Here is a 25,922-nt window from a genome sequence, read left to right on the forward strand (position 1 = left end):
GGTTGGGGAAGGGGGTAGCCACAAACGCTGACCTCGCCCGGGGCTACCCCCCTCCCTGCCCCTCCCCCGCAAGGGGGGAGGGAACGGAGAGAGCGTCGCCCGGAACGACTCATCGTAGCCACCGATCCCAATCCGATCACGCCGCTTTCGACGCCGCGGCGAGCGAGGCGAAGGTCTTGCCTTCCGCCGCGAGCTTCTTCAGCAGCGGCGCGGGCTCGAGGCTCGGATCGTTGGTCTCCTTGGCGTAGAAGGCCAGACGATCGGCGATGTGCTTGAGGCCGACGCTGTCGGCCCAGAACATCGGGCCGCCGCGGTAGATCGGCCAGCCATAGCCGTAGAGCCAGACCACGTCGATGTCGGAGGGACGTGCCGCGATGCCCTCTTCCAGGATCTTCGCGCCCTCGTTGATCATCGGATACATCATGCGCTCGAGGATCTCCTCGTCGCTGACGACGCGCTTCTTGCGGCCGAGACGAGCAAGCGTCTCGTCGATCAGCTTCTCGACCTCGGGATCGGGCAGCGGCGCGCGGGAGCCGGCCTCATACTTGTAGTAGCCCTTGCCGGTCTTCTGGCCGAAGCGGCCGGCTTCGCACAGCGCATCCGCAATCTCCGACTTGATGCCGCGGTCCTTGCGCGAGCGCCAGCCGATGTCGAGGCCGGCGAGGTCGCCCATCGCGAACGGGCCCATCGGCATGCCGAACTTGGTGACGACGGCATCGACCTGCTGCGGCAGGGCTCCCTCGAACAAGAGCTTCTCCGACTGCTTGCCGCGCTGGGCCAGCATGCGGTTGCCGACGAAGCCGTCGCAGACGCCGACCACGGCCGGCACCTTTGCGATCTTGCGCGCGATGTTGACGGCCGTCACGAGGGCGTCCGGCGCGGTCTTGTCGGCGCGCACGATCTCGCACAACTTCATGACGTTGGCCGGCGAGAAGAAGTGCATGCCGAGCACGTCCTGCGGACGCCTGGTCGACTTCGCGATCTCGTCGATGTTCAGGTACGAGGTGTTGGAGGCGAGCACGGCGCCCTGCTTGGCGTACTGGTCGAGCTTGCCGAACACCTCCTTCTTCACCGCCATGGTCTCGAACACGGCTTCGATGACGAGGTCGGCATCGCCGACATTCTCGATGCCGACGACGCCGTTGATCAGCGCCATGCGCTTGGCGGGCGCGTCTGCCGGGATGCCGCCGCGCGCCGCGGTCGCTTCCCAGTTCTTCTGCATGATGCCCATGCCGCGCTTGAGCTGCTCCTCGGCGGTCTCGATCAGGGTGACGGGGATGCCGGCATTGGCAAAGGACATCGCGATGCCGCCGCCCATGGTGCCGGCGCCGAGGATGGCGACGCGGTTCACGGGACGCGACTTGGTGCCTTCAGGAACGCCCGCGATCTTGGCGGCTTCGCGCTCGGCGAAGAAGGCGTAGCGCTGCGCCTTGGACTGGTCGCTGGCGACGAGCTTCAGGAAGCCCTCGCGCTCCTTCTTCAGACCTTCGTCGAAGGGTAGGTCAATGGCGTAGCCCACAGCGTCGGCGGCGGCGAACGGCGCCTCCAGGCCGCGCGACTTCTTGGTCATGGCGGCGACCGCGTTGGTGAAGATCGTGCGGTCGGCCTTGGCGGCCGCGATCTTGGAATCGTCGTCGCGCAGACGCCGCAGCGGACGTTTCTCCGCGATGAGCTTGCGCACGAAAGCTTCGCCGCCCGATGCCGGTCCCTCGATGATCTCCTCGATCAGGCCGTTCTTGAGCGCTTCCGCGGCACCGATGGGATCGCCGCCGACGATCATCTTGACCGCGAGCTCAGGACCCACCGCGCGTGGCAGCCGCTGGGTGCCGCCGGCGCCCGGCAGCAGGCCGAGCTTCACCTCGGGCAGGCCGAGCTTGGCTTCTTTCACCGCGACGCGGAAATGACAGGCGAGCGCGACCTCGAGGCCACCGCCGAGCGCCGTGCCGTGGATCGCGGCGACCACCGGCTTCGGCGAGTTCTCGATCTCGGACAGCACGTCGTTGAGGGCGGGCGGCTTCGGCGGCTTGCCGAACTCGGTGATGTCGGCGCCGGCGATGAAGGTGCGGCCGGCGCAGGTCAGCACGATGCCCTTGATGGCGGGATCGGCGATTGCGGCCTTGATGCACTCCAGGATTCCACCGCGGACCGCGGCACTCAGTGCGTTGACCGGCGGGCTGTCGACCGTGACGATGCCGACTTCGTCATGACGCTCAAGCTTGACCACTTCGCTCACGGTGTTCCCTCCTTGGTGGGGATTGCTTTTGTTCGATTTCGCGGTGCGGAATTTAATTCCGCATCTTGACGGCAGGGTTATTTTGAAGCACGGACGTTGTCAACGACTCCGCGCAAGAAGCAGATCAGGGATGAAGCGTACAGGAAAGAAGACAGCGACCGATCGGAATTTCGTCGTCGCGCTTTCCCGCGGACTGGACGTATTGCGAGCATTCCACCCGAACGACGGCCTTCTCGGCAATCAGGAGATCGCGGCGCGCACCAACTTGCCGAAGCCGACGGTGTCGCGCCTGACCTACACCCTGACCAAGCTGGGTTATCTCGCGCCGGTTCCCCGCTTCGAGAAGTACCAGCTCACACCCGCCGCGATGTCGCTCGGCTACGCCGCGCTCGCCAATCTCGGCGTTCGGCATTTGTCCGAGCCGTTCCGCGAGGAAGTGATGCGCGCGACCGGCGGCGCCGTCGCGGTCGGCGGCCGCGACCGTCACAGCATGATCTATTTCGGGCAAAGCCGCGGCAGCGAGACGGTCGGCGTTCAACTTGACGTCGGCTCCCGCGTTCCGATTGCAACCAGTGCGATGGGCCGTGCCTATTTCTGGGCGCTCGACGACGCCGACCGCGCGGAGTTGTCGCGTCTGTTGCGCGAACACTACGGCAGCCGCTGGGCAAAGATGCGCGACGGGCTGGAGCGCTCCGGCGAAACCGTCGCGAAATACGGTTTTGCGATTTCGGTTGGCGACTGGCACGACGACATCGGCGCCGCCGGCGTTGCGCTCAAGCTCAACGACGGAACCGGACCTTACGCATTCAATTGCGGCGCCCCCGCATTCCGCTTCACGGAAGAGCGTTTGATCAACGACATTGGACCGCGCCTCTTGGCGATGGTAAGGAACATCGAAGCGGCGCTCGGGGGTCTGATGCCGCATTCCAAAAAAGACGTCAGCAAAAAGCTGAAATCAGGAGGAAAAGTTGCGCGTGTGCCCGAGGGGATCAGATAGCCTTTGTCATCGTCGGGAGCGGTTCGCATCGCCCCTTCGCTCATCGAACGACGTGAGCGAGACGAGATGACGCAGGCACAGCTCGCGCAGGGGACATCGCCCCTGCTCGCGGTTCGCGACGTCAGCGTCGTGTTCGGCGGCATTGTCGCGCTCAACGGCGTGTCCTTTGACATGCACAAGGGCCAGATCCTCGGCTTGATCGGCCCCAACGGCGCCGGCAAGACCACGCTGTTCAACTGTCTGTCCCGGCTGTATCAGCCCTCGTCCGGCGACATCCTGATGGATGGCGTAAGCATCCTGTCGCGGCCGCCGCACCGGATCGCCGAGATCGGCATCGGCCGCACCTTCCAGAACGTGGCGCTGTTTCCCAACCTTTCGGTGATGGACAACGTTCGCGTCGGAACGCACGCCCGGACCTCCAGCGACATCATCAGCGACTCGCTGCGCCTGGCCTGGATTCGCCGCAGCGAGACCGACGTCAACAAGAAGGTGCACGAGATCCTCGCCTATCTCGAGCTCGAGGACGTCGCCCACACCGTCGTGTCCGGCCTGCCCTTCGGCACGCAGAAGCGCGTCGAGCTGGCGCGCGCGCTCGCGGCCGATCCGAAGATCCTGCTGCTCGACGAGCCCGCCGGCGGCCTCAATCACGAGGAGGTCCATGTGCTCGGCGACCTGATCCGCCGCATCCGCGACGAGCGCCACATGACCGTGCTGCTGGTCGAGCACCACATGGGCCTCGTGATGTCGATCGCCGACCACGTGGTCGCGCTGAACTTCGGCAAGAAGCTCGCGGAGGGCACGCCCGCCCAGGTGCAGGCGGACCCCGACGTCATCAAGGCCTATCTCGGGAGCAAGGACCAATGACGACACTTCTCACCGTCAAGGACCTGCGCGCCTATTACGGCCAGGTCCAGGCGCTCCACGGCCTGTCCTTCTCGCTCAACGAAGGCTCGCTGACGACGCTCTTGGGCGCCAACGGCGCCGGCAAGACCACCACGCTGCGCGCGATCTGCAACATGGTGCGCTCGACCGGCGGCATCGAGTTCGACGGCAAGCCGCTGAACAACCGCTCCACCGAGAGCATCGTGCGGTTCGGCATCGCCCACGTGCCGCAGGGCCGCGGCACCTTCACCACCATGACCGTGGAGGAGAACCTCCAGCTCGGGGCCATCACCCGCAAGGACAGCGCCGGCATTATCTCCGACATCGAGCGCATGTACGCGCATTTCCCGGTGCTGAAGCAGCGCCACACCCAGCAGGCCGGCACGCTGTCCGGCGGCGAGCAGCAGATGCTCGCGGTCGCCCGTGCCCTGATGCTGCGGCCACGACTGATGCTGCTGGACGAGCCGTCCTTCGGCCTCGCGCCGCTGGTGGTGCGCGACCTGTTCGGCATCCTCGGCAAGATCAATCGCGAGGACAAGGTCTCGATCCTGGTGGTCGAGCAGAACGCCCAGCTCGCACTTGAGCTCGCCGACCAGGCCTATGTGATCGAGACCGGCCGCATCGTGATGTCAGGCAAGGCCAAGGACATCGCGAACAACGAAGAAATCCGCAAATCCTATCTGGGTTACTGAGGGAGCCGGGACAATGGAACTGTTTACCAACCAGGTCCTGGCCGGCATTGCCACGGGCGCGATCTACGCCTGCATGGCGCTGGCCGTGGTGATGATCTACCAGGCCATCGACCATCTCAACTTCGCGCAAGGCGAGATGGCGATGTTCTCGACCTTCATCTCCTGGCAGCTGATGCAATGGGGCGTGTCCTATTGGGCCGCCTTCCTGATCACGCTGGCATTCTCCTTCGTCGCCGGAATCGCGATCGAGCGCATCCTGTTCAAGCCGCTGGTGAAAGCGCCGGTGCTGACCAACGTTGCCGGCTTCATCGCACTGTTCGCGATCATCAACTCCTCGGCCGGCCTGATCTGGGACTTCACCATCAAGCAGTACCCGACCCCGTTCGGCTCCTCGCCGTTCCTGGGCAGCCAGCTGATCTCGACCCACCAGGCCGGCATGATCGGCGTCACCGTGCTGCTGCTGCTCGGCCTCTACTTCTTCTTCCAGTACACGCGGATCGGTCTGGCGATGCGTGCGGCGGCCTCGGTGCCTGAATCGGCCCGCCTGGTCGGCATCAACACGAGCTGGATGATCGCGCTCGGCTGGGGCATGGCGACCGCGATCGGCTCGATCGCCGGCATGCTGATCGCACCGGTGGTGTTCCTGGAGCCCAACATGATGGGCGGCGTCTTGATCTACGGCTTCGCCGCCGCGGTGCTCGGCGGGCTGTCGAGCCCGTTCGGCGCCGTGGTCGGCGGCTTCCTGGTCGGCATCTTCGAGAACCTCGCCGGCACCTACATCCCCGGCGTCGGCAACGAGCTGAAACTCCCGATCGCGCTCGCGCTGATCATCTCCGTCCTGGTCGTCAAACCCGCCGGCCTGTTCGGCCGGCACATCGTCAAGCGAGTTTGATCATGAGCGCTGCAGAAGAAGTCGTTGCAGAAGGCCACCAGGCGGTCGAGGCCGTTCCGAAGCGGGCGATGACGCTGGGCACGGGCACCTCGCTGTTGGTGCTGGCGGTGTTGTTGGTCGTGCCGGTGTTCGTCAAGAACTTCATCATCTTCCAGATGACGATGCTCCTGATCTACGGGCTGGCGGTGCTGGCGCTGAACATCCTGACCGGCGGCTCCGGCCAGTTCTCGCTCGGCCAGAGCGCGTTCTACGCCGTCGGCGCCTATACGTCGGCGGTGCTGATGGAGTACTTCAACGTCAATTACGCGCTGACAATTCCGGTTTCCGCGGCGGTCTGCTTCGGCTTCGGCTACCTGTTCGGCAAGCCGGCGCTGAGGCTGTCGGGCGTCTATCTCGCGCTCGCGACCTTCGCGCTCGCCACCGCGATGCCGCAGCTCTTGAAGCTGAACTTCCTCGAGCACTGGACCGGCGGCGTGCAGGGCCTCGTTGTCACCAAGCCGGACGCGCCGTTCGGCCTGCCGATGTCGCAGGACATGTGGCTGTACTATTTCACGCTGATCGTGACGGTCGCGATCTACGTCTTCTCGGTCAACCTGCTGCGCTCCCGCTCCGGCCGCGCCTTCATGGCGATCCGCGACAACGAGATCGCGGCCTCCTCGATGGGTGTCAACGTCGCCTTGTACAAGACGCTGGCCTTCGGCGTGTCCGCCGGCATCACCGGCGTCGCCGGCTCGCTCGGCGCCATCGCGGTGCAGTTCGTGGCGCCCGACAGCTACACCATCACGCTGGCGATCTCGCTGTTCCTCGGCATGGTGGTCGGCGGCGTCGGCTGGCTGCCCGGCTCGTTCGTCGGCGCGGCCTTCATCATCTTCGTGCCGAACATGGCGGAAAGCATTTCCAAGGGCCTTTCCGGCGCGGTGTTCGGCGTGCTGCTGTTCCTGGTCATCTACCTCGTGCCGCATGGCGCAAGGCAGATCGCGATCCTGGGCCAGCAATTCGCCGGCAAGCTCAGAAGAAACTGAAACACTCGAAGACTGTTGTTTAAACCAAGGAGACCGAATTGCGATTTGGAAGAACACTGCGAGCCGCCGCGCTGGTCGCGGCAACGGCGGCCATTGCCCTCACCTCCGGCGCTGCACTCGCCCAGAAGAAATACGACACCGGCGCGTCCGATACCGAGATCAAGATCGGCAACATCATGCCGTACAGCGGTCCGGCATCGGCCTACGGCATCATCGGCAAGACCGAGGAAGCCTATTTCCGGATGATCAACGACAAGGGCGGCATCAACGGCCGCAAGATCAACTTCGTCACCTATGACGATGCCTATTCGCCGCCGAAGGCGGTCGAGCAGGTGCGCAAGCTCGTCGAGAGCGACGAGGTGCTGGCCGTGTTCAACCCGCTCGGCACGCCCTCGAACAGCGCGATCCAGAAATATCTCAACGCCAAGAAGATTCCGCAGCTGTTCGTCGCCACCGGCGCCACCAAGTGGAACGATCCGAAGAACTTCCCCTGGACCATCGGCTGGCAGCCCTCCTACCAGAGCGAGGCCCAGATCTATGCCAAATGGCTGATGAAGGAAAAGCCCGACGCCAAGGTCGCGATCCTCTATCAGAACGACGATTTCGGCAAAGACTACCTCAAGGGCACCAAGGACGGCCTCGGCGCCAAGGCCTCGTCCATGATCGTCATGGAAGAGAGCTATGAGGTGTCGGAGCCGTCGGTCGACGGCCACATCGTCAAGATCAAGGCCGCCAATCCCGACGTGCTCCTGATCTATGCGACGCCGAAGTTCGCGGCCCAGACCATCAAGAAGACGGCCGAGCTCAGCTGGAAGCCGCTGCAGATCCTCACCAACGTGTCGATCTCGGTCGGCAGCGTGATGAAGCCGGCCGGATTCGATGCGGCGCAGGGCGTGCTGTCGGCGGCCTATGCCAAGGACTCCACCGACCCGCAATGGGCCAACGATCCCGGCATGAAGAAGTGGAATGAGTTCGTCGACAAGTACATGCCCGGCGCCGACAAGACCGACACCGCCATGGTCTACGGCTACGGTGCAGCCTCGACCCTGGCCAAGGTCCTGGAAATGTGCGGCGACGATCTGACCCGCGCCAATCTGATGAAGCAGGCGGCTTCGTTGAAGGATTTTGCGCCGGACACGCTCCTGCCCGGCGTCAAGATCAACACCGGCCCCACCGACTTCGCCCCGATTTCGCAGCTCCAGATGCAGCGGTTCAAGGGTGAGAAGTGGGAACTATTCGGTGAGATCATCAGCGGCGACGTCGCCTCCGAGTGACACGCTGACGTAATAGTCCGAGCCCAAGAAGCCCCCACGAGCGATCGCGGGGGCTTTTTGTTGACGTCGCGCGTCAATCTTGTTCAATGCGGCGCCGATCCAACTCGGGGTGGGAGAATGATGACTGCCGTTCGACGTCAGGTTGCGGCGCTTCTGGCCACAGTCGCATTGTGCACTGCAATGGGCAGCCCGGCACTGGCGCAGAACAAATACGACACCGGCGCCTCCGATACCGAGATCAAGATCGGCAACATCATGCCCTATAGCGGCCCTGCTTCGGCCTATGCCGCGATCGGCAAGGTCGAGGAAGCCTATTTCAACAAGATCAATGCCGAGGGCGGCGTCAACGGCCGCAAGATCAAGTTCATCTCCTACGACGACGCCTATTCGCCGCCGAAGACGGTGGAGCAGGCGCGCAAGCTGGTCGAGAGCGACGGGGTGCTCCTGATCTTCGGCTCGCTCGGCACCTCCACCAACAGCGCCATCCGCAAATACATGAACGAGAAGAAGGTGCCGCAATTGTTCGTCGCGAGCGGAGCCTCGAAGTGGAACGACCCGAAGCAATATCCCTGGACCATGGGCTGGCAACCGAGCTACGCCGGCGAGGCGCGCATCTACGCCAAGTACATCATGAAGGAGAAGCCGGACGGAAAGATCGGCGTGCTCTACCAGAACGACGATTTCGGCAAGGACTATCTGAAGGGGTTGAAGGACGGCCTCGGCGCCAAAGCCTCGATGATCGTGCTGCAGGAGTCCTACGATACCTCCGAGCCCACGATCGACGAGCACGTCGTGAAGCTCAAGGCCTCGGGCGCCGACGTCTTCATCAGCATCACCACCCAGAAATTCGCCGCGCAGGCGATCAAGAAGGCGGCGGAGATCAACTGGCATCCGGTCCACATCGTCTCCAACGTCTCGGCCTCCGTCGGCGGCGTGATCGAACCGGCCGGCCTAGAGATATCCCAAGGCATCCTGTCGGCGACCTACATGAAGGACGGCTCCGATCCGCAGTGGAATGCCGATGACGGCATGAAGCGGTTCTATGACTTCCTCGCGAAGTACAATCCCAAAGCCAACAAGCTCGATGCCGGCGTCGTGTTCGGCTATGCCGCCGCGCAGACCATGGTGAAGGTGTTGCAGATGTGCGGCGACGATCTCACCCGCGAGAACGTCATGAAGCAAGCGGCTTCCTTGAAGGATTTCGAACCCGACACGCTGCTGCCCGGCATCAAGATCAACACCGCGCCGGACAATTTCGCCCCAATCGAGCAGTTGCAGATGATGCGCTTCAAGGGCCGGAAATGGGAGCTGTTCGGCGACGTCATCTCCAGCGAGATGGGACATTGAAGCCGCACAATTTCGCAATTTAAAATAATTCAGATTTTACAACACAACCTATGCGCAGCTGAGCAACGACCCGCTTCATCTCGCCCGCCGGAATATTCCGCATCCCCTCGAAAAAGAAGCACCTCGCCGCGACGGCGGCGGCGGGTGTCGTCCTTGCTGGGCGCCTGAGAAGGGTATTCAATGCGTGTCAGAGCGGCGCGCAATGATCGCTCCCAACAAGAACAATCGACACATTCAAACCGAGCTAGGGAGAGCAAGATGCCTGCAATGCATGTGCGATTGGGGGCCTTCTCGGCCGCCCTCGTACTGACTGCCACTCTGTCCACGACAGCGTTCGCGCAGAAGAAATACGACACCGGCGCATCCGACACCGAAATCAAGATCGGCAATATCATGCCCTACAGCGGACCGGCCTCCGCCTACGGCGTGATCGGCAAGACCGAGGAGGCGTATTTCCGCAAGGTCAACGCCGAAGGCGGCATCAACGGCCGCAAGATCAACTTCGTCAGCTATGACGACGGCTACTCGCCGCCCAAAACCGTGGAGCAGGCGCGCAAGCTGGTCGAGAGCGACGAGGTGCTGCTGATCTTCAATTCGCTCGGTACGCCGCCGAACACGGCGATCCAGAAATACCTGAACCAGAAGAAGGTGCCTCAGCTGTTCGTCGCCACTGGCGCCACCAAGTGGAACGACCCGCAGAACTTCCCGTGGACGATGGGCTGGCAACCCAACTACCAGAGCGAGACGATCATCTACGCGAAGTATATCCTGAAGAACAAACCCGACGCCAAGATCGCGGTGCTGTATCAGAACGACGATTACGGCAAGGATTATCTGAAGGGCTTCAAGGACGGACTGGGAGCCAAGGCAGCCTCGATGATTGTCATCGAGGACAGTTATGAGGTCTCCGAACCGACCATCGACTCGCACATCGTGAGATTGAAGGCCACGGGCGCCGACGTCTTCATCAACATCACCACGCCGAAATTCGCGGCGCAGGCGATCAAGAAGAACGCCGAACTCGGCTGGAAGCCGCTGCATTTCCTCAACAACGTCTCGGCCAATATCGGGAGCGTCATCAAGCCGGCCGGCTTCGAGGCCGCGCAGGACATCATCTCCTCTGCGTACTTCAAGGATCCGACCGATCCGCAATGGAAGAATGATGCTGCGATGAAGGCGTGGAACGACTTTCTGGACAAATACTATCCCGAGGCCAACCGGGCCGACGGGGCGGTGATGTACGGCTTCATCGTGTCTCAGGGCCTGGTGCAGGTACTCAAAGCATGCGGCGACAATCTGTCACGTGAGAATGTCATGAAGCAGGCGGCCAGCCTCAGGGACTTCGAGCCTGTTGGCCTGCTGCCGGGCGTGAAGGTTAACACCAGTGCCAGCGACTTCGCTCCGATCTCCCAATTGCAGCTGCAGCGATTGAAGGGCGAGACATGGGAACTGTTCGGCGACGTCATCAGCAGCGACGCGGGCGGTTGAAGAGGCCGGCCGGCACCAATGGCTACTAAAGAAGCAAGCCCCTCGGCCCTGCCCGGGGGGCTTTTCCTTGAAGCTTCCCGGTAAATCGTATTGAATTGCAGCCGCGTCGCCAAAAACAAGCAGCACAAGAAAACGGACGCACACACCAAGAAAAAACAGGGAGATTGGAATGCCTGCTGTCACCGGCAAAATTGCCGCCGCGTCACTAGCGCTTGCGCTCTTCGCAGCTACGACATCCACCGCGTCGGCCCAGAAAAAATACGATACCGGCGCGACCGATACCGAGATCAAGATCGGCAACATCATGCCCTACAGCGGACCGGCCTCCGCCTACGGCGTCATCGGGCGGACCGAAGCCGCCTATTTCAAGAAGGTCAATGACGAGGGCGGCATCAACGGCCGCAAGATCAATTTCGTCTCCTACGACGACGCCTATTCGCCGCCGAAGACGGTTGAGCAGGCGCGCAAGCTGGTCGAGAGCGATGAAGTGCTGCTCATTTTCAACTCGCTCGGTACGCCGCCGAACTCGGCGATCCAGAAATACATGAACTCGAAGAAGGTGCCGCAGCTGTTCGTCGCGACCGGCGCCACCAAGTGGAACGATCCGCAGAATTTCCCCTGGACGATGGGCTGGCAACCCAACTACCAGAGCGAGACGCAGATCTACGCGAAATACATCATGAAGGCCATGCCGAACGCCAAGATCGGTGTGCTCTACCAGAACGACGATTACGGCAAGGACTACCTGAAGGGTTTGAAGGACGGCCTCGGCGCCAAGGCCGCGAGCATGATCGTGCTCGAGGAAAGCTACGAGACGTCGGAGCCGACGATCGACAATCACATCGTCAAGCTGAAGGCGACCGGCGCCGACGTCTTCATCAACATCACCACGCCCAAGTTCGCGGCGCAGGCGATCAAGAAGATCTCCGAAATCGGCTGGAAGCCGACCCACTTCCTCAACAACGTCTCGGCCTCGGTCGGCAGCGTGATCAAGCCCGCCGGCTTCGAGAATTCGCAAGACATCATCTCGGCCGCCTATCTGAAGGACGTGTCCGACCCGCAGTGGAAGGACGACGCCGGCATGAAGGCCTTCCTGGAGTTCATGACGAAGTACTTCCCTGAAGGCGACAAGCTCGACGGCGGCACCATCGTCGGCTACGGCGTGGCGCAGACCCTGGTGGAAGTGTTGAAGAAGTGCGGCGACGACCTCACGCGCGCGAACGTCATGAAGCAGGCGGCGAGCCTGAAGGACTTCCGCACCGAAGTGCTGCTGCCCGGCATCAAGATCAACACCGGCCCGAACGACTTCGCACCGATCAGCTCGCTTCAGCTCATGAAGTTCAAGGGCGAGAAGTGGGACCTGTTCGGCGACGTGATCAGCGCCGACGCCGGCGGCTAAAGCGCGATGCGATTAGGATGAATCGTCATCGCGCTTTAGGTTGTTGTTTAAGCATGATCTTTTCGGAAAACCGCTGCGCACTTTTCCGGATCATGCTTTAGCCCCGCGCGACTTGCCAATGCCACGCCCCCTGCGCCGACCGCGCAGGGGGTTTTTGCTTGCGCGCCGATCATGATGACGCGATTGCACAATCGAATAATGGCTGTGGCCGCTTACGCTTTTGCGCCTGATGCGATAGGCATGTGAGCGGCGTGACCGCCAGCTTGTTCCGTCTGCTCAAGGCCTTTCGTGATGACCGATCGACGCCCCCTGCTCCGCGCACTCTATGACGCCGCCGTCGCCGCCGCTCATCCCAATGTGGTGCTGGCGCCGCACTTGCCGCCCGCGCCCAAAGGACGCGTGATCTGCCTCGCCGCCGGCAAGGGCGCTGGCGCCATGGCCGCGGCGGCCGAGCGGCACTATCTCGACACGCTCCAGCTCGCGCCCGAACGCCTCGTCGGCATCGCCACCACGCGCCACGGCTACGGCGTGCCGACGCGCCGCATCCGCGTGGTCGAAGCCGGTCATCCCGTGCCGGACGAGGCCGGCCTGAAGGGCGCCGCCGACACGCTCGCGCTCGCAGGCGAGGCCGGTCCGGACGATCTGCTCCTGGTGCTGCTCACCGGCGGCGGCTCGGCCAACTGGATCGCGCCGAGCGAGGGCATCAGCTTCGCGCAGAAGCAGGCGGTCAACAAGGCGCTGCTGCGCTCGGGCGCGCCGATCGGCGAGATGAATATTGTCCGGAAACATCTGTCGCGGATCAAGGGCGGCCGGCTGGCGCGCGCCGGCAAGAATGCCGCCGAGATCGTGACGCTCGCGATCTCGGACGTGCCGCATGACGATCCTTCCGCAATCGCTTCCGGCCCGACCGTGCCCGATCCGACCACGCTGGCGGACGCACGCGCCATCGTCGCGAAATACAAGCTCGGCATCGACGATGCCGTCCGCATCGCGCTCGACGATCCCGCCAACGAAAGCTGCAAGCCCGACGATGCCGCCTTCGCGCGCGCGCGTTTCGAACTGATCGCGCGGCCCAAGCAGTCGCTCGACGCCGCGGTAAAGCTCGCGCGCGAATCCGGCTACGAGACCATCGACCTCGGCGCCGACCTCGAAGGCGAGGCGCGCGAGGTTGCCGCCGCGCACGCCAGACTGGCGCTGGACGCGCGCGCGCAAGGCAGGCGCCTTGCGATCCTGTCCGGCGGCGAGCTCACGGTGACCGTGCGCGGCCAGGGGCGCGGTGGGCCGAACCAGGAATACGCGCTGGAGCTGGCCAACCTGCTCAAAGACACGCCGGACGTTTCGGCGCTGGCAGGCGATACCGACGGCGCCGATGGCGGTGCCGGCCACCCCACCGACCCCGCCGGTGCGCTGATCGACGCGGCGACATTCGCCAGGATGAAGGCGCAGGGGCTGAAGCCGCAGGAATATCTGGACAACAACGACGCCACCGCGTTCTTCGAGGCCACCGGCGACCTGCTGCTGCCGGGTCCGACGCTGACCAACGTCAATGACATCAGGGTCATCCTGGTGGATTAGGCTCGTCCCGTGCGGAAGCGAATCCGGGACATTCGCAGCGACGGCGCGTGGGCGGCTTAGCGTTTGCCGCCGACGTGCTCCAGCAGCGCGAGCAGGCCCTTCAGCAAGTCCGTCGGTGACGGCGGGCAGCCCCTGATGTGCAGATCCACCGGAACGGTCTCGGATACGCCACCGACGCAGGCGTAGCTGTCTCTGAAAATGCCGCCATCGACCGCACAAGCGCCGACCGCGACGACCCATTTCGGATCTGGCGTCGCGTTGTAGGTCCGCTCCAGCGCTTCCTGCATGTTCTTCGTCACGGGACCCGTGACCAGCAGCACGTCGGCATGGCGTGGCGAGGCGACGAAGCGCAGGCCGAAACGTTCGATGTCGTAGAAGGCGTTGGAAAGCGCGTGGATCTCCAGCTCGCAGCCGTTACACGATCCGGCATCGACCTCGCGAATGGCAAGAGAACGCCCCAGCCGGGCCTGGGCAGCTCGGTCGACCTTCGCTGCAAGCTCGGCCAACGCCGAACCATCCGACGCCGGAGCGGGCTCCGTCAGCGAACCATGGGTGAGGCTTTCGAGCAGGGTCTTGCGCATGGCTTAGAGGTCCACGCCCGAATAGGAACAGTTGAACGATTTGTTGCAAAGCGGGAAGTCGGCAATGATGTTGCCGTCAATCGCGGTTTCCAGCAGCGGCCACTGGAACCACGAGGCGTCGCGCAGGTGGCAGCGGTCGACACGCAACTCGCCGTCGAGCCGCAGCCACACCAGAACGTCGCCGCGGAAGGCCTCGGTGAGCGCCATGCCCTCACAGGCACCGCCGCCGCTCCGGGCTGGCAGCGCGGTCTCGAGTTCGCCCGGCCCAAGCCGGTCGAGAATCTGCTCGATCAACGAGACGCTCTGCTCGACCTCGCGAATTCGGATCCAGACCCGCGCATTCACGTCACCGGCCTGTAGAACCGGCACCTCGAACGACAGCGCGTCGTAAGGCATGTAGGCCAGCGCCCGCCGCGCATCAAAATCGCGGCCCGAGCCGCGGCCGACAAAGCCGCCGGCGCCGAACTGGCGCGCATATTCCGCCTTCACGATGCCTGTGGTGACGGTGCGGTCCTGCAAGGACGCCGTATTGTCGTAGAGTTCGATCAAGCGCGGAAAGACCTTGCGTAGCTCCGCGAGCAGCGCGCGTAGCGCGGAAACGCCGTCCGGCGCAATGTCACGCCTCACGCCACCGGGCACGATGACGTCCATCATCAGGCGATGGCCGAACGCGACGTCCGCAGCGCGCAGGCAACGCTCACGCAGAACGCCGGTCTGGGCATGCATCAGCGCGAACGAAGCGTCGTTGCAGATGGCCCCGATGTCGCCCAGATGATTGGCAAGCCGCTCCAGCTCCGCCATCAGCGCCCGCAAGAGGCTCGCTCGCCTCGGCGCCTCGATCTGCAGTGCTGCTTCCACGGCACACGCAAAGGCGAAGACGTAGGCGACGGCGCTGTCGCCGGAGGCGCGGCCGGCGAGCTTTGCCGCGGCCTCGAGGCTAGCCCCCTGCATCAGCGACTCGATGCCCTTGTGGGTGTAGCCGAGCCGCTGCTCCAGCCGCACCACATGTTCGCCATTGGCGGTGAAGCGGAAATGGCCGGGCTCGATGATCCCGGCATGGACCGGGCCGACCGCCACCTGGTGCAACGCCTCGCCCTCCGCCGGCAGGAATTGGTACGGCCGCACGTCGCGCGAGGCGTTGCGGGCCGACAGCGGATAGGATTGGCCCCAGGCGTCATGATCGAGCCACGGCCGCAGATCGTGCGCAGCTGTCGGAACAAGCCCGAACAGATCATGGATGGTCCGCTCCAGCCGAAGCGCCGGCGGATGACGGTTGGCGACGCTTGGAAATGTGCCGGCCGTACACTCGTAGGTGACGACCGCGATCGCGGCCGAGCCTGCATCGAGCATCGCCATATGCACCGCGCTCGGCTCGCCCCAGAAGCCGAGCAGTGTGAGGCCCCCCTCGACCAGCCGATCGATCGCCACCTGCCAGCCCGCTTCCGTCACGACGGCGCGCGGCCAGGGCCGGTGCGACGACACCGCTTTGACATGGGGGATGCTGTCGAGGATGCCCATCGCTTATCCCAGGAGCTTGGCGACGTTCTGGAAGCCGGTGACCAGCACCGGCGGCAGATAGATGCCGGCCATCAGCACCAATCCGAGGTGTGTGAACATCGGCACGTAGGAGGCTTCCGCCGGTGCGGTCCTGCCTTTGGGCTCGCCGAACATCACCACGCCGACCCGCAGGAAGAGCCCGCCGAGCGCGATGATGATGCCGAGCACCAGGATCACCGTCAGCCAGGGCGCGCGGGCGAACGTCGAGCTCACCACCAGAAACTCGCTCATGAAGATGCCGAACGGCGGCAGCCCGACGATGGCGATGACGCCGAGCATCAGGCCCCAGCCGAGCACGGGGTTGGTCGTCGTGAGGCCGCCGATATCGGCGATCTTCTGTGTGCCCTTGACCTGCGCGATATGGCCGACAGCGAAGAAGATTGCCGACTTGGTCAGCGAATGCATGGCCATGTGCAACAGAGCCGCGAAATTGGCGAGCGGGCCGCCCATGCCGAAGGCGAAGACGATGATGCCCATATGCTCGATCGAGGAATAGGCGAACATCCGCTTGATGTCGCGGCGCCGGTACAGCATCAGCGCGGCGAAGATCACCGAGATCAGGCCCATGGTCACCATCAGCGGACCCGGCGCGATGGCCTCGGAGTTGACCGCGAGCATCATCTTGAAGCGCAGCAGTGCATAGAGCGCGACATTGAGCAACAGACCGGACAGCACCGCCGAGATCGGCGTCGGGCCCTCAGCATGGGCATCCGGCAGCCAGGCGTGCAGCGGCGCAAGGCCGACCTTGGTGCCGTAGCCCAGCAGGAGGAAGACGAAGGCGACGTTGAGCAGCGCCGGGTCGAACTGTGCGGCGTGCTGCACCAGCACCGTCCATACCATGCCGTCCAGCCCCTCGCCCACCGCGGGGCGCGCCGCCATATAGACCAGGATGGTGCCGAACAGCGCGAGCGCGATGCCGACGCTACCGAGGATGAAGTATTTCCATGCGGCTTCCAGCGCCTCATGGGTGCGGTAGATGCCGACCATCAGCACGGTCGTCAGCGTCGCCACCTCGACCGCGACCCACATCAGGCCGATATTGTTGGCGACGAGCGCGAGGTTCATCGCGAACATCAGCATCTGGTACATCGCGTGATAGAAACGCAGGAAGGCCGGTGTCAGCCGCCCGATCTCGATCTCGTGGTGGATGTAGCTCGCGCTGAAGACCGAGGTCGTGAAGCCGATGAAGGTGGTCAGAATTATAAAGACCTTGTTGAGGTCGTCGAGCAGCAGATACTGCCCCGACGCCGGCTCGATCACGAACAGGGACAGCGAGGTGAGGAAGGTGGCGAGCGCCGCGACGATGTTGAGCTTCGCCGCCAGCATGTAGCCAGGCAGGATCGCGAGCAGAGCGGCCGAGACGGACGGGATCAGCAGGATCGCACCGAGCGCATCGATCGTCATCGCCGCTCTCCCCGGAAGCGATCGAGCGCCTGCACGTCCACGCTGTCAAAACGCTCGCGGATGCGGAACAGGAATATCCCGATCACGATGAAAGCGATCAGCACCGAGAAGGCGACGCTGATCTCGACCACCAGCGGCATGCCCTTGGCTCCCGTTGCCGCCAGCACCAGCCCATTCTCCAGCGACATGAAGCCGACGACCTGGCTCACGGCGTTGCGTCTCGTAACCATGATCAGGAGCCCCAGCAGCACCACCGACAGCGCGAAGGCGAGATCCTCGCGCGCGAGTGCGTCGGCGCCCGGCGTCACCCGCAACATCACCACCATCGACAGCGCGACGAGGCCTATCCCGGCCATCATCGTCAACCCGATGCCGATCACGTTCTCGATCTCGCGGTGGATACCGAGCCGCTTGATGATCCGGTGCAACGCCACAGGGATGATGATGGCCTTGAAGACCAGCGCGATCAGCGCCGTGATATAGAGATGCGGCGCCTGCTGCACATAGGCCTGCCAGCCCACCGACAGCGCCAGCACGCCGGCATGCAGCGCATAGACGTTGAGCAGCGCATAGAGCCGATCCTGATAGAGCATCATGAAGCTCGCCAGCACGAGGGAGCCGGCGAGCAGATGGGCGATGTCGAATTGCAGGCTGCTCATCTCACAGGCTCCCCGACACGAAGCGCAACAGCGTGGCAAGCAATGCCAGCATCAGCGCCGCGCCCAAGAACTCCGGAATCCGGAACACGCGCATCTTGGCGATCGCGGTCTCGAACACGGCAAGCAGGAAGCCGAGGACCGTCAGCTTGCCGAGATAGACCAGCGCGCCAAGAGCGAGCCTTGCAACGCTCGCATCGGCGGTCGCCGTACCCCATGGCAGGAACACGCAGGCGATCAGCGAGACATAGAGCAGAAGCTTGAGCTGCGACGACAAGTCGATCAGCGCGAGATGCCGCCCCGAATATTCCAGCACCATGGCCTCGTGCACCATGGTGAGCTCGAGATGGGTGGCGGGGTTGTCGATGGGGATACGGGCATTCTCCGCCAGCGCCACGATGGTCAGCGCCACGAACGCCATCCCCAACGACACACGCAGACCGACCGCGTCCGAGCCCATGAACTCGGCCACCGTGGGGAGCTGCGTCGAGCCGGCGATCATTGCAACCGAGAACGCGGTGATCAGCATCGCGGGCTCGGCGAGGGAGGCGATCATCACCTCACGGCTGGAGCCGATGCCGCCGAAGGCGGTCCCGACGTCCATGCCGGCGAGCGCCTGGAAGAAGCGGGCGCTGCCGAGCAGCGCAGTGATGGCGATGAGATCGGCGGTCCAGGAGAACAACAGACCATTGCCGAAGGTCGGCACCAGCGAGGCCGCGACCCAGGTGCCCGCGAAGATCAGATAGGGAATGACGCGGAACAGCCAGGAGGCGTTGTCCGCGAGCACGACGTCCTTGCGCATCAGGCGGATGAGGTCGCGATAAGGTTGGAGCAGCGGCGGGCCGCGCCGGCGTAGCAGCCGAGCCTTCACCTTCCGCACGAAACCCGTCAGCAGCGGCGCGAGCCCCAGCACCAGCGACATCTGCGCGCCCTGGGAGAGGATGTCGCGCAGCTCGTTCATAGGGCCACCACCAGCAGCAGCACAACCAGCGCCACGAACACCAGCGTCAGGTAGCGGCGGATGCTGAAGAACTGCAGGATATTGATGCGGTCCGTCGCAAAGCCGATGGCCTTCGCGATCGGCGCGTACAGCCCCTCCCAGATCAGATCGTGCAGTTCGACCTTGAGCCGCGCGGGAAGCGCCGAGGACGGCGGCGGCATCTCGCCGATCTCGCGTGCGCCAAAGATGACGCTGCCGAACACGCGGCGGATCGGCTGCGAGAAGCTGGAGGCCGAGTACTGGATCGCCGGGTCCGCCTCGGGATAGCCGCAATCCCAGGCCGGAGCGCGGCGCAAGCGGTCGGAGGCGAGACGGTGAATGGCTGTCGCCGCCGCCGTGCCGCAGAGGGCCGCGAACAGGAACACCAGAAGGCCGTTATAGGAGCTGCGGCTTTCCGCAATCGGCACGATCGTGAGCCACTGCAATCCGACCTGATGCGGCATGATGTTGCCGACCATATCCTTGCTCACCGGCGCCAGTGCGTCGATGAACAGCCCGGGCAAGATACCGGAAATGAGGCAGAAGGCGGCAAGCGCGAACATTGCGGTCAGCGAGAAGCCGTCAGTCTCGTGCGCTGACGCCGCGACATCCGAACGCGGCCGACCGAGGAAGCTGATGCCATAGAGCTTGACGAAGCAGGCCGCGGCAAAGGCGGCCGCGAGCGCCAGCAATCCGCCGACCGCCGGGATGACCAGCTTGAGGCCCCAAGAGGGCAGTTGCGGTGAAAGCAGGATCGCCTGGAAGGTCAGCCATTCCGAAACGAAGCCGTTGAACGGCGGCAAGGCCGAGATCGCGACGCAGCCGACCAGCATCGCGAACGCCGTCTTCGGCATGCGATGGATCAGCCCGCCGAGCTTCTCCATGTCGCGCTCGCCGGTCGCTCCCAGCACCGCGCCGGCGCCGAAGAACAACAGGCTCTTGAACAGCGCGTGATTGAAGACGTGCAGCATCGCCGCGGTGAAGGCGAGCGCCGCCACCCAGTCGAGCCCTTCCGCCTTGAAAGCCAGCGCCAGCCCGAGGCCGGTGAAGATGATGCCGATGTTCTCGATCGTTGAATAGGCGAGCACGCGCTTGATATCGCGCTGCATCAGCGCATAGAGCACGCCCAGCGTCGCCGTCGGACCGCCGACCAGCAGCACCACCATGCTCCACCACCACACCGGTTCGGGCACGAGATCAAAGACGATGCGCACGAAGCCGTAGACGGCGACCTTGGTCATGACGCCGCTCATCAGGGCGGAGACGTGGCTGGGCGCGGCGGGATGGGCGAGCGGCAGCCAGGCGTGCAGCGGCACCAGGCCAGCCTTGGAGCCGGCCCCCAGCAGCACGAGGATGACCACCGTGCCGGTCAGCGCAGCGGAAGGATGCGAGGCTCGGATCGCATCGAAATCGTAACCGGCCTCGCTCGCGAGCAGGCCGAAGGCGAGCAGCAGCGCCAGCGTGCCGAAACCTGCCATCAGAATATAGACATAGCCGGCGCGGACATTCTCCGGGTCCCGGTGATGCGACACGACCATCGCCCAGGAGGTCAGCGACATGAATTCCCAGGCGACCAAAAAGCTGAAGGCGTCGTTTGCCAGCACGACGACGTTCATCGCTGCGAGGTAGGCGGGATAGAACGGCAGCACGCGGCCGGGAGAATCCTCGTGCCGGCCGTAACCGAGCGCGAACAGGCTGGCGGCGACGCCGCCGAGATTGACGACGACGAGGAAGAAGGCGGACAGCGCATCGAGCCGGAAATGAGCACCGAGCCAGGGCAGTCCGATCGGCAATATCGCGCTCGGCGCCGGCTGAGGGGGATAGAGCAGACCGGACAGCGCCGTGACGCAGAGCGTCGATGTGACGATCAGGCATCCGCCGTAAAGGATGATCGAGCCGCGCGGGCGCGTCGACAGCACGATTCCGGCAGGCGCCAGCGCCAGCAGAGCGGCCACCGACCATAGCGCGACGGCGATCATGGTCGGTCCTCGATCATGGCTTGTCGTCCGCGCTCGGAGGTGGAGATTTCAGCCGCACCCCGCGGCCCCCGGCGCTTGACACCGCCCCCTCGGCGATCAACTCGATGCCGGCAACCGACAGCGCCTCAACCAGCTTCACCAGGGAATCGACATTGCCGCGGATCACGCCTTCGGAGGCCTCCATGCGCTGGATCGTCGGCAGCGACAGCGAACAGCGCTGCGCGAGTTCGCGCTGATCGATCCTGAGCAAGGCACGGGCGGCTCGAAGCTGCGCGGCTGTGATCACGGTGCAGGATGTCCGTGGCGATTACAATGATTGATTTGCCAAGCTTAGGGCGCATAAAATGATGTTTCAAGCATCATTTTCTATGTGCAGCGCGTCATATTCGATCTACGTCCTCGGAACTCACGCTCTCGCGCCCCCCGCCAGCAGGCTCGTCCCTATTCCGGGCGCGCCTGACGCGCCCCAAGCGCGATCGTGCAGCTGTCCGGCGGACCGTCCTGGTATGACAGTGCGAGAGGAGAGACGCGGACGCCGCGACAGACGCCAATCAGGCCGGGGCGCGCTCGCGCAGTGGGGGAGTGACTGCCCGCCTCAAAACTCGTTGGCGATCTTCGAAAGCATCGCGATCAGGGCTTCGCGGTTGCTTTGTCCGAGCAGATCGTTCAGCCGGGCCTCGTGCTTGGTGGCGACGAGCTTCTTGGCGCGGGCCAGCACGGCCTTGCCCTTGTCGGTCAGCACCAGGATGTGCGAGCGGCGGTCGTTGGTGGAGCGGATCCGCGCGCAGAGGTCGCGGCTCTCGAGGTTGTCGAGCATCGCCACGAAGTTCGGCCTCAGGATGCCAAGGGTGGAGGCGATCTCGGTCTGGTTACGGCCGGGATTCTTCTCGACCAGCAGCAGCACGGAGAACTGCGCCGGCGTGAGCTGGAGCGAGGCCATGCAGCGCAAGAAATTCTCGAACACCTTGAGTTGCGCCCGCTTCAAGACATAGCCGAGCTGTTCGGAAAGCCCGCCGAGCTGGAGCGCCTCGGCAGCCCCCTGCCCCTGCGATTCGGCCGTGTCCTTGCGGCCCTTGGCCGGGTCGGCCGGCTTTTCGGAGGTCTTTTCAGCGGTCTTTTCAGCAGCCTTGGAAACGGTCATCGCCTCGTGCTCGTAATCCCGTTAAATTCGGGACGGGTCGTTCCCCACCCTTGATGTTATATTTGATAATTGTTATGGACCATATCAAATATCGCATGCGTGTATCAATGGCTGTGAGCGGACCGTCCACCGCAATCGAGGGGACCGGTTCGTAATATTGAGGGGGAGCGTCCGGTCTTGAATACCACCATCATGCTGTTCCTGGTGCAGGACGGCATCACCAATGGCGCGATCTATGCGCTGCTCGGCCTGGCGCTGGTGCTGGTGTTCGCCGTCACCCGCGTAATCCTCATTCCCCAGGGCGAATTCGTCACCTACGGCGCGCTGACCTATGCCTCGCTGGCCGCGGGTCAGATGCCCGGGACGGCAAAGCTGGCGCTGGCGCTGGGCATCGGCGCCTTCGCCTTCGACCTGTTCGTGGCGCGCAAGGCGCTGCACGGGCGGCTGGTCGTGCGCAGCTTCATCACGAACATCGTGCTGCCCTCCATCGTGCTGGCAATGACCGTGTACTTCGCCGCCCAGAAGCCGCCGGTCGCGATCTGCATCGCGCTGTCGCTGGTGATCGTCGCGATGATCGGCCTCTATCTCTATCGCATCGCGTTCCAGCCGCTGGCGCACACCTCGGTGCTGGTGCTGCTGATCGCTTCAGTGGGCGTCCACCTCGCGCTGCAGGGCCTCGGCCTTCTGTTCTTCGGCGCCGAAGGCCAGCGCGGGCCTGCCGTGCTGTCCGGCGCCTTCACCGCCGGCGCGCTGCGCTTCACCGGCCAGAGCATCACCGTCTACGCCATCACCGTCGCCTTCATCGTCGGGCTCTGGCTGTTCTTCGGCCTGACGCTCTACGGCAAGGCGCTGCGCGCGACCGCCGTGAACCGTCTCGGGGCGCGGCTCGCTGGCATCCGCACCACGCTGTCGGGGCAGATCGCTTTCCTGCTGGCCTCGGTCATCGGCGCGCTGTCGGGCATCATGATCGTGCCGATCACGACGCTCTATTACGACTCCGGCTTCCTGATCGGCCTGAAGGGCTTCGTCGCCGCGATCATCGGCGGCCTCGTCAGCTACCCCTTGACCGCCGTCGCGGCGCTGGTGGTCGGCATCGTCGAGGCGTTCTCGTCCTTCTATGCCTCCAACTACAAGGAGGTGATCGTCTTCATGCTCTTGATCCCCGTGCTGCTGCTGCGCTCGCTCGCCGCGCCCGCCGTCGAAGAAGAGAAGGACTGAGGCCAAGATGCAGAGCCGGCTTCCTATCATTGTCTTCGCACTCGTGATGGCGGCGATCCCGTTTGTCCCGGGGATGCCCCCGTTCTGGATCGTGCTGCTCGACAATATCGGCCTCGCGGCCCTGGTCGCGATGGGCCTCGTGCTGCTGACCGGCGTCGGCGGCCTGACCTCTTTCGGACAAGCCGCCTTCGTCGGCTTCGGCGCCTATACCACTGCGGTGCTGTCGACGGCCTATGGCCTGTCGCCCTGGCTGACGCTGCCGCTGTCGCTGGCGGTCAGCGGATCGCTGGCGGTTCTGCTCGGTCTGATCACCGTCCGCCTCTCCGGCCATTATCTGCCGCTCGGCACGCTCGCCTGGGGGCTCGGCCTGTTCTATCTGTTCAGCAAGCTGGAATTCCTGGGGAGAAACGACGGCATCTCGGCGATCCCGCCGCTGTCGATCGGCACGTTCAAGATGCTCTCGCCCGGCTCGATCTACTACGCGATCTGGGTCGCCGTGATCTTCTCGGCCCTGCTGACGATGAACCTGTTGGATTCCCGCACCGGCCGCGCCATTCGTGCGCTGCGCCGCGGCCACGTCGCGGCCGAGGCCTTCGGCGTGCACACGCCGCGCGCCAAATTGCTGGTGTTCATCCATGCCGCCGTGCTCGCCGGCCTTTCGGGGTGGCTCTACGCGCATCTGCAGCGCGCGGTGAACCCGACGCCGTTCGGCGCGCAGGCCGGCATCGAATATCTCTTCATCGCCGTGGTCGGCGGCGCCGGCTATGTCTGGGGCGGCGTCCTGGGCGCGGCGATCGTCGTGGTCCTGAAAGAGGTGCTGCAAAGCTATTTGCCGCTGATCCTGCCCGGCTCGGGACAGGTCGAGACCATCGTGTTCGGCATCATGCTGGTCGCGCTGCTGCAGCTTGCGCCCGGCGGCCTCTGGCCCTGGCTGATGTCCTTCCTGCCGGAGCGCACCAGCGGCAAGAAGCCCGATACCTCCCTGAAGCTCGAGCAGCGCCCCCGCGCCCCCGGCGAGGGCAGCGTCCTGCTCCAGGTCGACAAGGCGCGAAAACAGTTCGGCGGCGTGGTCGCGGTCAACAACGTCTCCTTCGACGTCCAGGCCCGCGAGATCGTCGCGCTGATCGGCCCGAACGGCGCCGGCAAGAGCACGACGTTCAACCTGATCACCGGCGTGCTGTCCGCGACGTCGGGCTCGGTCTCGGTGCTGGGCAAGAAGGTCGACAAGGCGCCGCCGCAGGAGATCGTCAAGCTCGGCATCAGCAGGACCTTCCAGCATGTGAAGCTGGTCCCCGACATGACCGTGCTGGAGAACGTCGCGATCGGCGCGCATCTGCGCGGCCATTCCGGGCCGATCTCCTCCATGCTGCGGCTCGATCGCGCCGACGAGGCAAGACTGCTTGCGGAGGCCGCCCGCCAGATCGAGCGCGTCGGCCTCACCGAGCAGATGCACCAGCTCGCAGGCTCGCTCTCGCTGGGACAGCAACGCATCGTCGAGATCGCGCGGGCGCTCTGCGTCGATCCGATGCTGCTGCTGCTCGACGAGCCCGCCGCGGGCCTGCGCCACATGGAGAAGCAGCGGCTGGCGACGCTGCTGCGTGACTTGCGCGACGGCGGCATGAGCGTGCTCCTGGTCGAGCACGACATGGGCTTCGTCATGAACCTCGCCGACCGTATCGTGGTGCTCGATTTCGGCACCAAGATCGCCGAAGGCACCCCTGCCACGATCAAGACCAATCCCGAAGTGATCAAGGCCTATCTCGGAGTGGCGGCATGAGCGCGCTGTTGTCCGTCACCGATGCCCATGTCGCCTATGGCAAGGTCGAGGCGGTGCGCTCGGTCTCGCTCGAGGTCGGCACGAATGAAATCGTCACCATCGTCGGTGCCAACGGTGCCGGCAAGACCACGCTGCTTTCGGCCATCATGGGCATCCTGCCGCTGAAGGGCCGCGTCGTATTTGCCGGGCAGGATCTCGCCCGGCTCGACATCGAGGACCGCGTCGCGATGGGCCTCGGCCTCGTCCCCGAGCACCGCGAATTGTTCGTGACCATGAATGTCGAGGACAATCTCGAGCTTGGCGCCTTCCGTATCGAGAGGTCCAAGGCGAGGGCCTCGATGGAGCGCGTCTACACGCTGTTTCCGCGGCTGAAGGAGCGGCGCAAGCAGCTCGCCGGCACGCTCTCGGGCGGCGAGCAGCAGATGCTCGCAATGGGCCGCGCGCTGATGGGCGAGCCGAAGCTGCTGATGCTGGACGAGCCGAGCCTTGGCCTCGCGCCGATCATCGTCGCCGACATCTTCCGCATCGTCGCCGAGCTGCGCGCCGCCGGCGTCTCCGTGCTGCTGGTCGAGCAGAACGCGCAGGCGGCGCTGAAGATCGCGGACCAGGCCTATGTGATGGAGCTCGGCGAGTTCGTGCTCAGCGGCAAGGCCAGCGACATCGCCGCAAACGAGCGGGTGGCGGCGAGCTATCTCGGCTTCCAGCACGAAGGCGAAAGCGTGATCTGACTCTTACCCTCTCCTGGAGGGCAATCGCATATGGCGTTTTGCGCGACCTGAGCGCGCACCTCGTCCTTCGAGACGACCGCTTCGCGGTCTCCTCAGGACGA

General features: G+C 64.4%; 22 protein-coding genes. 13 read left to right on the forward strand and 9 right to left on the reverse strand.

Features of this window, described 5'->3' with window-relative positions; translation table 11 throughout:
- Positions 1-136: 136 nt before the first annotated feature.
- Entirely contained in the window at positions 137-2,233 is a 2,097-nt protein-coding gene (locus E4K64_RS36230) for a 3-hydroxyacyl-CoA dehydrogenase NAD-binding domain-containing protein (RefSeq protein WP_135167477.1), read from the reverse strand.
- A gap of 130 nt (positions 2,234-2,363) precedes the next feature.
- Here E4K64_RS36230 and E4K64_RS36235 point away from each other — a divergent pair, with 130 nt between their 5' ends.
- The 10 genes from E4K64_RS36235 to E4K64_RS36280 all read left to right on the forward strand — a co-directional run bounded on the left by E4K64_RS36235 (position 2,364) and on the right by E4K64_RS36280 (position 13,801).
- On the forward strand, positions 2,364-3,230 hold the full coding sequence (locus tag E4K64_RS36235; protein WP_164718863.1) for an IclR family transcriptional regulator: 867 nt from the start codon (positions 2,364-2,366) through the stop codon (positions 3,228-3,230).
- 66 nt (positions 3,231-3,296) lie between these two features.
- Positions 3,297-4,094 carry an ABC transporter ATP-binding protein gene (locus E4K64_RS36240; protein ID WP_135167478.1) on the forward strand — a complete coding sequence of 266 codons (798 nt, stop codon included), beginning with the start codon at positions 3,297-3,299 and terminating at the stop codon, positions 4,092-4,094.
- Complete coding sequence (locus E4K64_RS36245; protein ID WP_135167479.1) at positions 4,091-4,804, forward strand: ABC transporter ATP-binding protein; 714 nt, start codon at positions 4,091-4,093, stop codon at positions 4,802-4,804. The genes E4K64_RS36240 and E4K64_RS36245 overlap by 4 nt, the downstream gene beginning before the upstream one ends.
- Positions 4,805-4,817: 13 nt before the next feature.
- Positions 4,818-5,696: a branched-chain amino acid ABC transporter permease gene (locus E4K64_RS36250; RefSeq protein WP_135167480.1), complete on the forward strand. Its 879-nt coding sequence runs from the start codon at positions 4,818-4,820 to the stop codon at positions 5,694-5,696.
- Between the two features lie 2 nt (positions 5,697-5,698).
- Positions 5,699-6,718, forward strand: coding sequence for a branched-chain amino acid ABC transporter permease (locus E4K64_RS36255; protein ID WP_135167481.1), 1,020 nt, complete (start codon positions 5,699-5,701; stop codon positions 6,716-6,718).
- A 38-nt stretch (positions 6,719-6,756) separates the two neighbouring features.
- Positions 6,757-7,992, forward strand: coding sequence for an ABC transporter substrate-binding protein (locus E4K64_RS36260; protein WP_135167482.1), 1,236 nt, complete (start codon positions 6,757-6,759; stop codon positions 7,990-7,992).
- 120 nt (positions 7,993-8,112) lie between these two features.
- Positions 8,113-9,339 (forward strand): ABC transporter substrate-binding protein, encoded by a 1,227-nt coding sequence (locus E4K64_RS36265; protein WP_135167483.1) that lies wholly within the window; start codon positions 8,113-8,115, stop codon positions 9,337-9,339.
- Positions 9,340-9,597: 258 nt separating this feature from the next.
- Positions 9,598-10,827: an ABC transporter substrate-binding protein gene (locus E4K64_RS36270; RefSeq protein ID WP_135167484.1), complete on the forward strand. Its 1,230-nt coding sequence runs from the start codon at positions 9,598-9,600 to the stop codon at positions 10,825-10,827.
- Between the two features lie 169 nt (positions 10,828-10,996).
- The gene (locus E4K64_RS36275; protein WP_135167485.1) at positions 10,997-12,226 is read left to right on the forward strand and encodes an ABC transporter substrate-binding protein; all 1,230 of its coding nucleotides are present in this window, start codon (positions 10,997-10,999) and stop codon (positions 12,224-12,226) included.
- Between the two features lie 291 nt (positions 12,227-12,517).
- Positions 12,518-13,801: a glycerate kinase type-2 family protein gene (locus E4K64_RS36280; RefSeq protein ID WP_135167486.1), complete on the forward strand. Its 1,284-nt coding sequence runs from the start codon at positions 12,518-12,520 to the stop codon at positions 13,799-13,801.
- Positions 13,802-13,857: 56 nt separating this feature from the next.
- Here the strand turns inward: E4K64_RS36280 and E4K64_RS36285 are convergent, their stop codons facing one another.
- From E4K64_RS36285 to E4K64_RS36320, 8 genes are all read right to left on the reverse strand, one after another.
- Positions 13,858-14,382, reverse strand: a complete 525-nt coding sequence (locus E4K64_RS36285) for an NADH-quinone oxidoreductase subunit B family protein (protein ID WP_135167487.1) — start codon at positions 14,380-14,382, stop codon at positions 13,858-13,860.
- 3 nt (positions 14,383-14,385) lie between these two features.
- Positions 14,386-15,900 (reverse strand): hydrogenase large subunit, encoded by a 1,515-nt coding sequence (locus tag E4K64_RS36290; RefSeq protein WP_135167488.1) that lies wholly within the window; start codon positions 15,898-15,900, stop codon positions 14,386-14,388.
- A gap of 3 nt (positions 15,901-15,903) precedes the next feature.
- Complete coding sequence (locus E4K64_RS36295) at positions 15,904-17,343, reverse strand: hydrogenase 4 subunit F (protein ID WP_135167489.1); 1,440 nt, start codon at positions 17,341-17,343, stop codon at positions 15,904-15,906.
- The gene (locus tag E4K64_RS36300) at positions 17,340-18,002 is read right to left on the reverse strand and encodes a hydrogenase-4 component E (RefSeq protein WP_028138582.1); all 663 of its coding nucleotides are present in this window, start codon (positions 18,000-18,002) and stop codon (positions 17,340-17,342) included. Before E4K64_RS36300 ends, E4K64_RS36295 begins: the two co-directional genes overlap by 4 nt.
- A gap of 1 nt (position 18,003) precedes the next feature.
- Entirely contained in the window at positions 18,004-18,960 is a 957-nt protein-coding gene (locus E4K64_RS36305; RefSeq protein WP_126259683.1) for a respiratory chain complex I subunit 1 family protein, read from the reverse strand.
- Positions 18,957-20,957 carry a hydrogenase 4 subunit B gene (gene hyfB, locus E4K64_RS36310; protein WP_135167490.1) on the reverse strand — a complete coding sequence of 667 codons (2,001 nt, stop codon included), beginning with the start codon at positions 20,955-20,957 and terminating at the stop codon, positions 18,957-18,959. Before hyfB ends, E4K64_RS36305 begins: the two co-directional genes overlap by 4 nt.
- Before the next feature lie 13 nt (positions 20,958-20,970).
- Positions 20,971-21,243 carry a helix-turn-helix domain-containing protein gene (locus E4K64_RS36315; RefSeq protein ID WP_126259681.1) on the reverse strand — a complete coding sequence of 91 codons (273 nt, stop codon included), beginning with the start codon at positions 21,241-21,243 and terminating at the stop codon, positions 20,971-20,973.
- 309 nt (positions 21,244-21,552) lie between these two features.
- Positions 21,553-22,098: a MarR family winged helix-turn-helix transcriptional regulator gene (locus tag E4K64_RS36320; RefSeq protein ID WP_135167491.1), complete on the reverse strand. Its 546-nt coding sequence runs from the start codon at positions 22,096-22,098 to the stop codon at positions 21,553-21,555.
- Positions 22,099-22,275: 177 nt separating this feature from the next.
- Here E4K64_RS36320 and E4K64_RS36325 point away from each other — a divergent pair, with 177 nt between their 5' ends.
- From E4K64_RS36325 to E4K64_RS36335, 3 genes are read left to right on the forward strand one after another with little or no spacing between them, the layout of a single operon-like run.
- Positions 22,276-23,316, forward strand: coding sequence for a branched-chain amino acid ABC transporter permease (locus E4K64_RS36325; protein ID WP_167772433.1), 1,041 nt, complete (start codon positions 22,276-22,278; stop codon positions 23,314-23,316).
- Between the two features lie 7 nt (positions 23,317-23,323).
- Complete coding sequence (locus E4K64_RS36330; RefSeq protein WP_135167492.1) at positions 23,324-25,093, forward strand: branched-chain amino acid ABC transporter ATP-binding protein/permease; 1,770 nt, start codon at positions 23,324-23,326, stop codon at positions 25,091-25,093.
- On the forward strand, positions 25,090-25,821 hold the full coding sequence (locus E4K64_RS36335) for an ABC transporter ATP-binding protein (RefSeq protein ID WP_135167493.1): 732 nt from the start codon (positions 25,090-25,092) through the stop codon (positions 25,819-25,821). Before E4K64_RS36330 ends, E4K64_RS36335 begins: the two co-directional genes overlap by 4 nt.
- Positions 25,822-25,922 lie beyond the last annotated feature (101 nt).

It is taken from the genome of Bradyrhizobium frederickii (assembly GCF_004570865.1).
Taxonomy (GTDB): domain Bacteria; phylum Pseudomonadota; class Alphaproteobacteria; order Rhizobiales; family Xanthobacteraceae; genus Bradyrhizobium; species Bradyrhizobium frederickii.

Excerpts from the sequence above, each read along its gene's own strand:
- E4K64_RS36255 (WP_135167481.1), top strand. The coding sequence starts at position 5,699 with ATGAGCGCTGCAGAAGAAGTCGTTGCAGAAGGCCACCAGGCGGTCGAG.
- E4K64_RS36270 (WP_135167484.1), top strand. The coding sequence starts at position 9,598 with ATGCCTGCAATGCATGTGCGATTGGGGGCCTTCTCGGCCGCCCTCGTA.
- E4K64_RS36250 (WP_135167480.1), top strand. The coding sequence starts at position 4,818 with ATGGAACTGTTTACCAACCAGGTCCTGGCCGGCATTGCCACGGGCGCG.
- hyfB (WP_135167490.1), bottom strand. The coding sequence starts at position 20,957 with ATGATCGCCGTCGCGCTATGGTCGGTGGCCGCTCTGCTGGCGCTGGCG.
- E4K64_RS36235 (WP_164718863.1), top strand. The coding sequence starts at position 2,364 with ATGAAGCGTACAGGAAAGAAGACAGCGACCGATCGGAATTTCGTCGTC.
- E4K64_RS36240 (WP_135167478.1), top strand. The coding sequence starts at position 3,297 with ATGACGCAGGCACAGCTCGCGCAGGGGACATCGCCCCTGCTCGCGGTT.
- E4K64_RS36245 (WP_135167479.1), top strand. The coding sequence starts at position 4,091 with ATGACGACACTTCTCACCGTCAAGGACCTGCGCGCCTATTACGGCCAG.
- E4K64_RS36300 (WP_028138582.1), bottom strand. The coding sequence starts at position 18,002 with ATGAGCAGCCTGCAATTCGACATCGCCCATCTGCTCGCCGGCTCCCTC.
- E4K64_RS36305 (WP_126259683.1), bottom strand. The coding sequence starts at position 18,960 with ATGAACGAGCTGCGCGACATCCTCTCCCAGGGCGCGCAGATGTCGCTG.
- E4K64_RS36330 (WP_135167492.1), top strand. The coding sequence starts at position 23,324 with ATGCAGAGCCGGCTTCCTATCATTGTCTTCGCACTCGTGATGGCGGCG.
- E4K64_RS36275 (WP_135167485.1), top strand. The coding sequence starts at position 10,997 with ATGCCTGCTGTCACCGGCAAAATTGCCGCCGCGTCACTAGCGCTTGCG.
- E4K64_RS36285 (WP_135167487.1), bottom strand. The coding sequence starts at position 14,382 with ATGCGCAAGACCCTGCTCGAAAGCCTCACCCATGGTTCGCTGACGGAG.
- E4K64_RS36335 (WP_135167493.1), top strand. The coding sequence starts at position 25,090 with ATGAGCGCGCTGTTGTCCGTCACCGATGCCCATGTCGCCTATGGCAAG.
- E4K64_RS36280 (WP_135167486.1), top strand. The coding sequence starts at position 12,518 with ATGACCGATCGACGCCCCCTGCTCCGCGCACTCTATGACGCCGCCGTC.
- E4K64_RS36290 (WP_135167488.1), bottom strand. The coding sequence starts at position 15,900 with ATGGGCATCCTCGACAGCATCCCCCATGTCAAAGCGGTGTCGTCGCAC.
- E4K64_RS36265 (WP_135167483.1), top strand. The coding sequence starts at position 8,113 with ATGACTGCCGTTCGACGTCAGGTTGCGGCGCTTCTGGCCACAGTCGCA.
- E4K64_RS36320 (WP_135167491.1), bottom strand. The coding sequence starts at position 22,098 with ATGACCGTTTCCAAGGCTGCTGAAAAGACCGCTGAAAAGACCTCCGAA.
- E4K64_RS36295 (WP_135167489.1), bottom strand. The coding sequence starts at position 17,343 with ATGACGATCGATGCGCTCGGTGCGATCCTGCTGATCCCGTCCGTCTCG.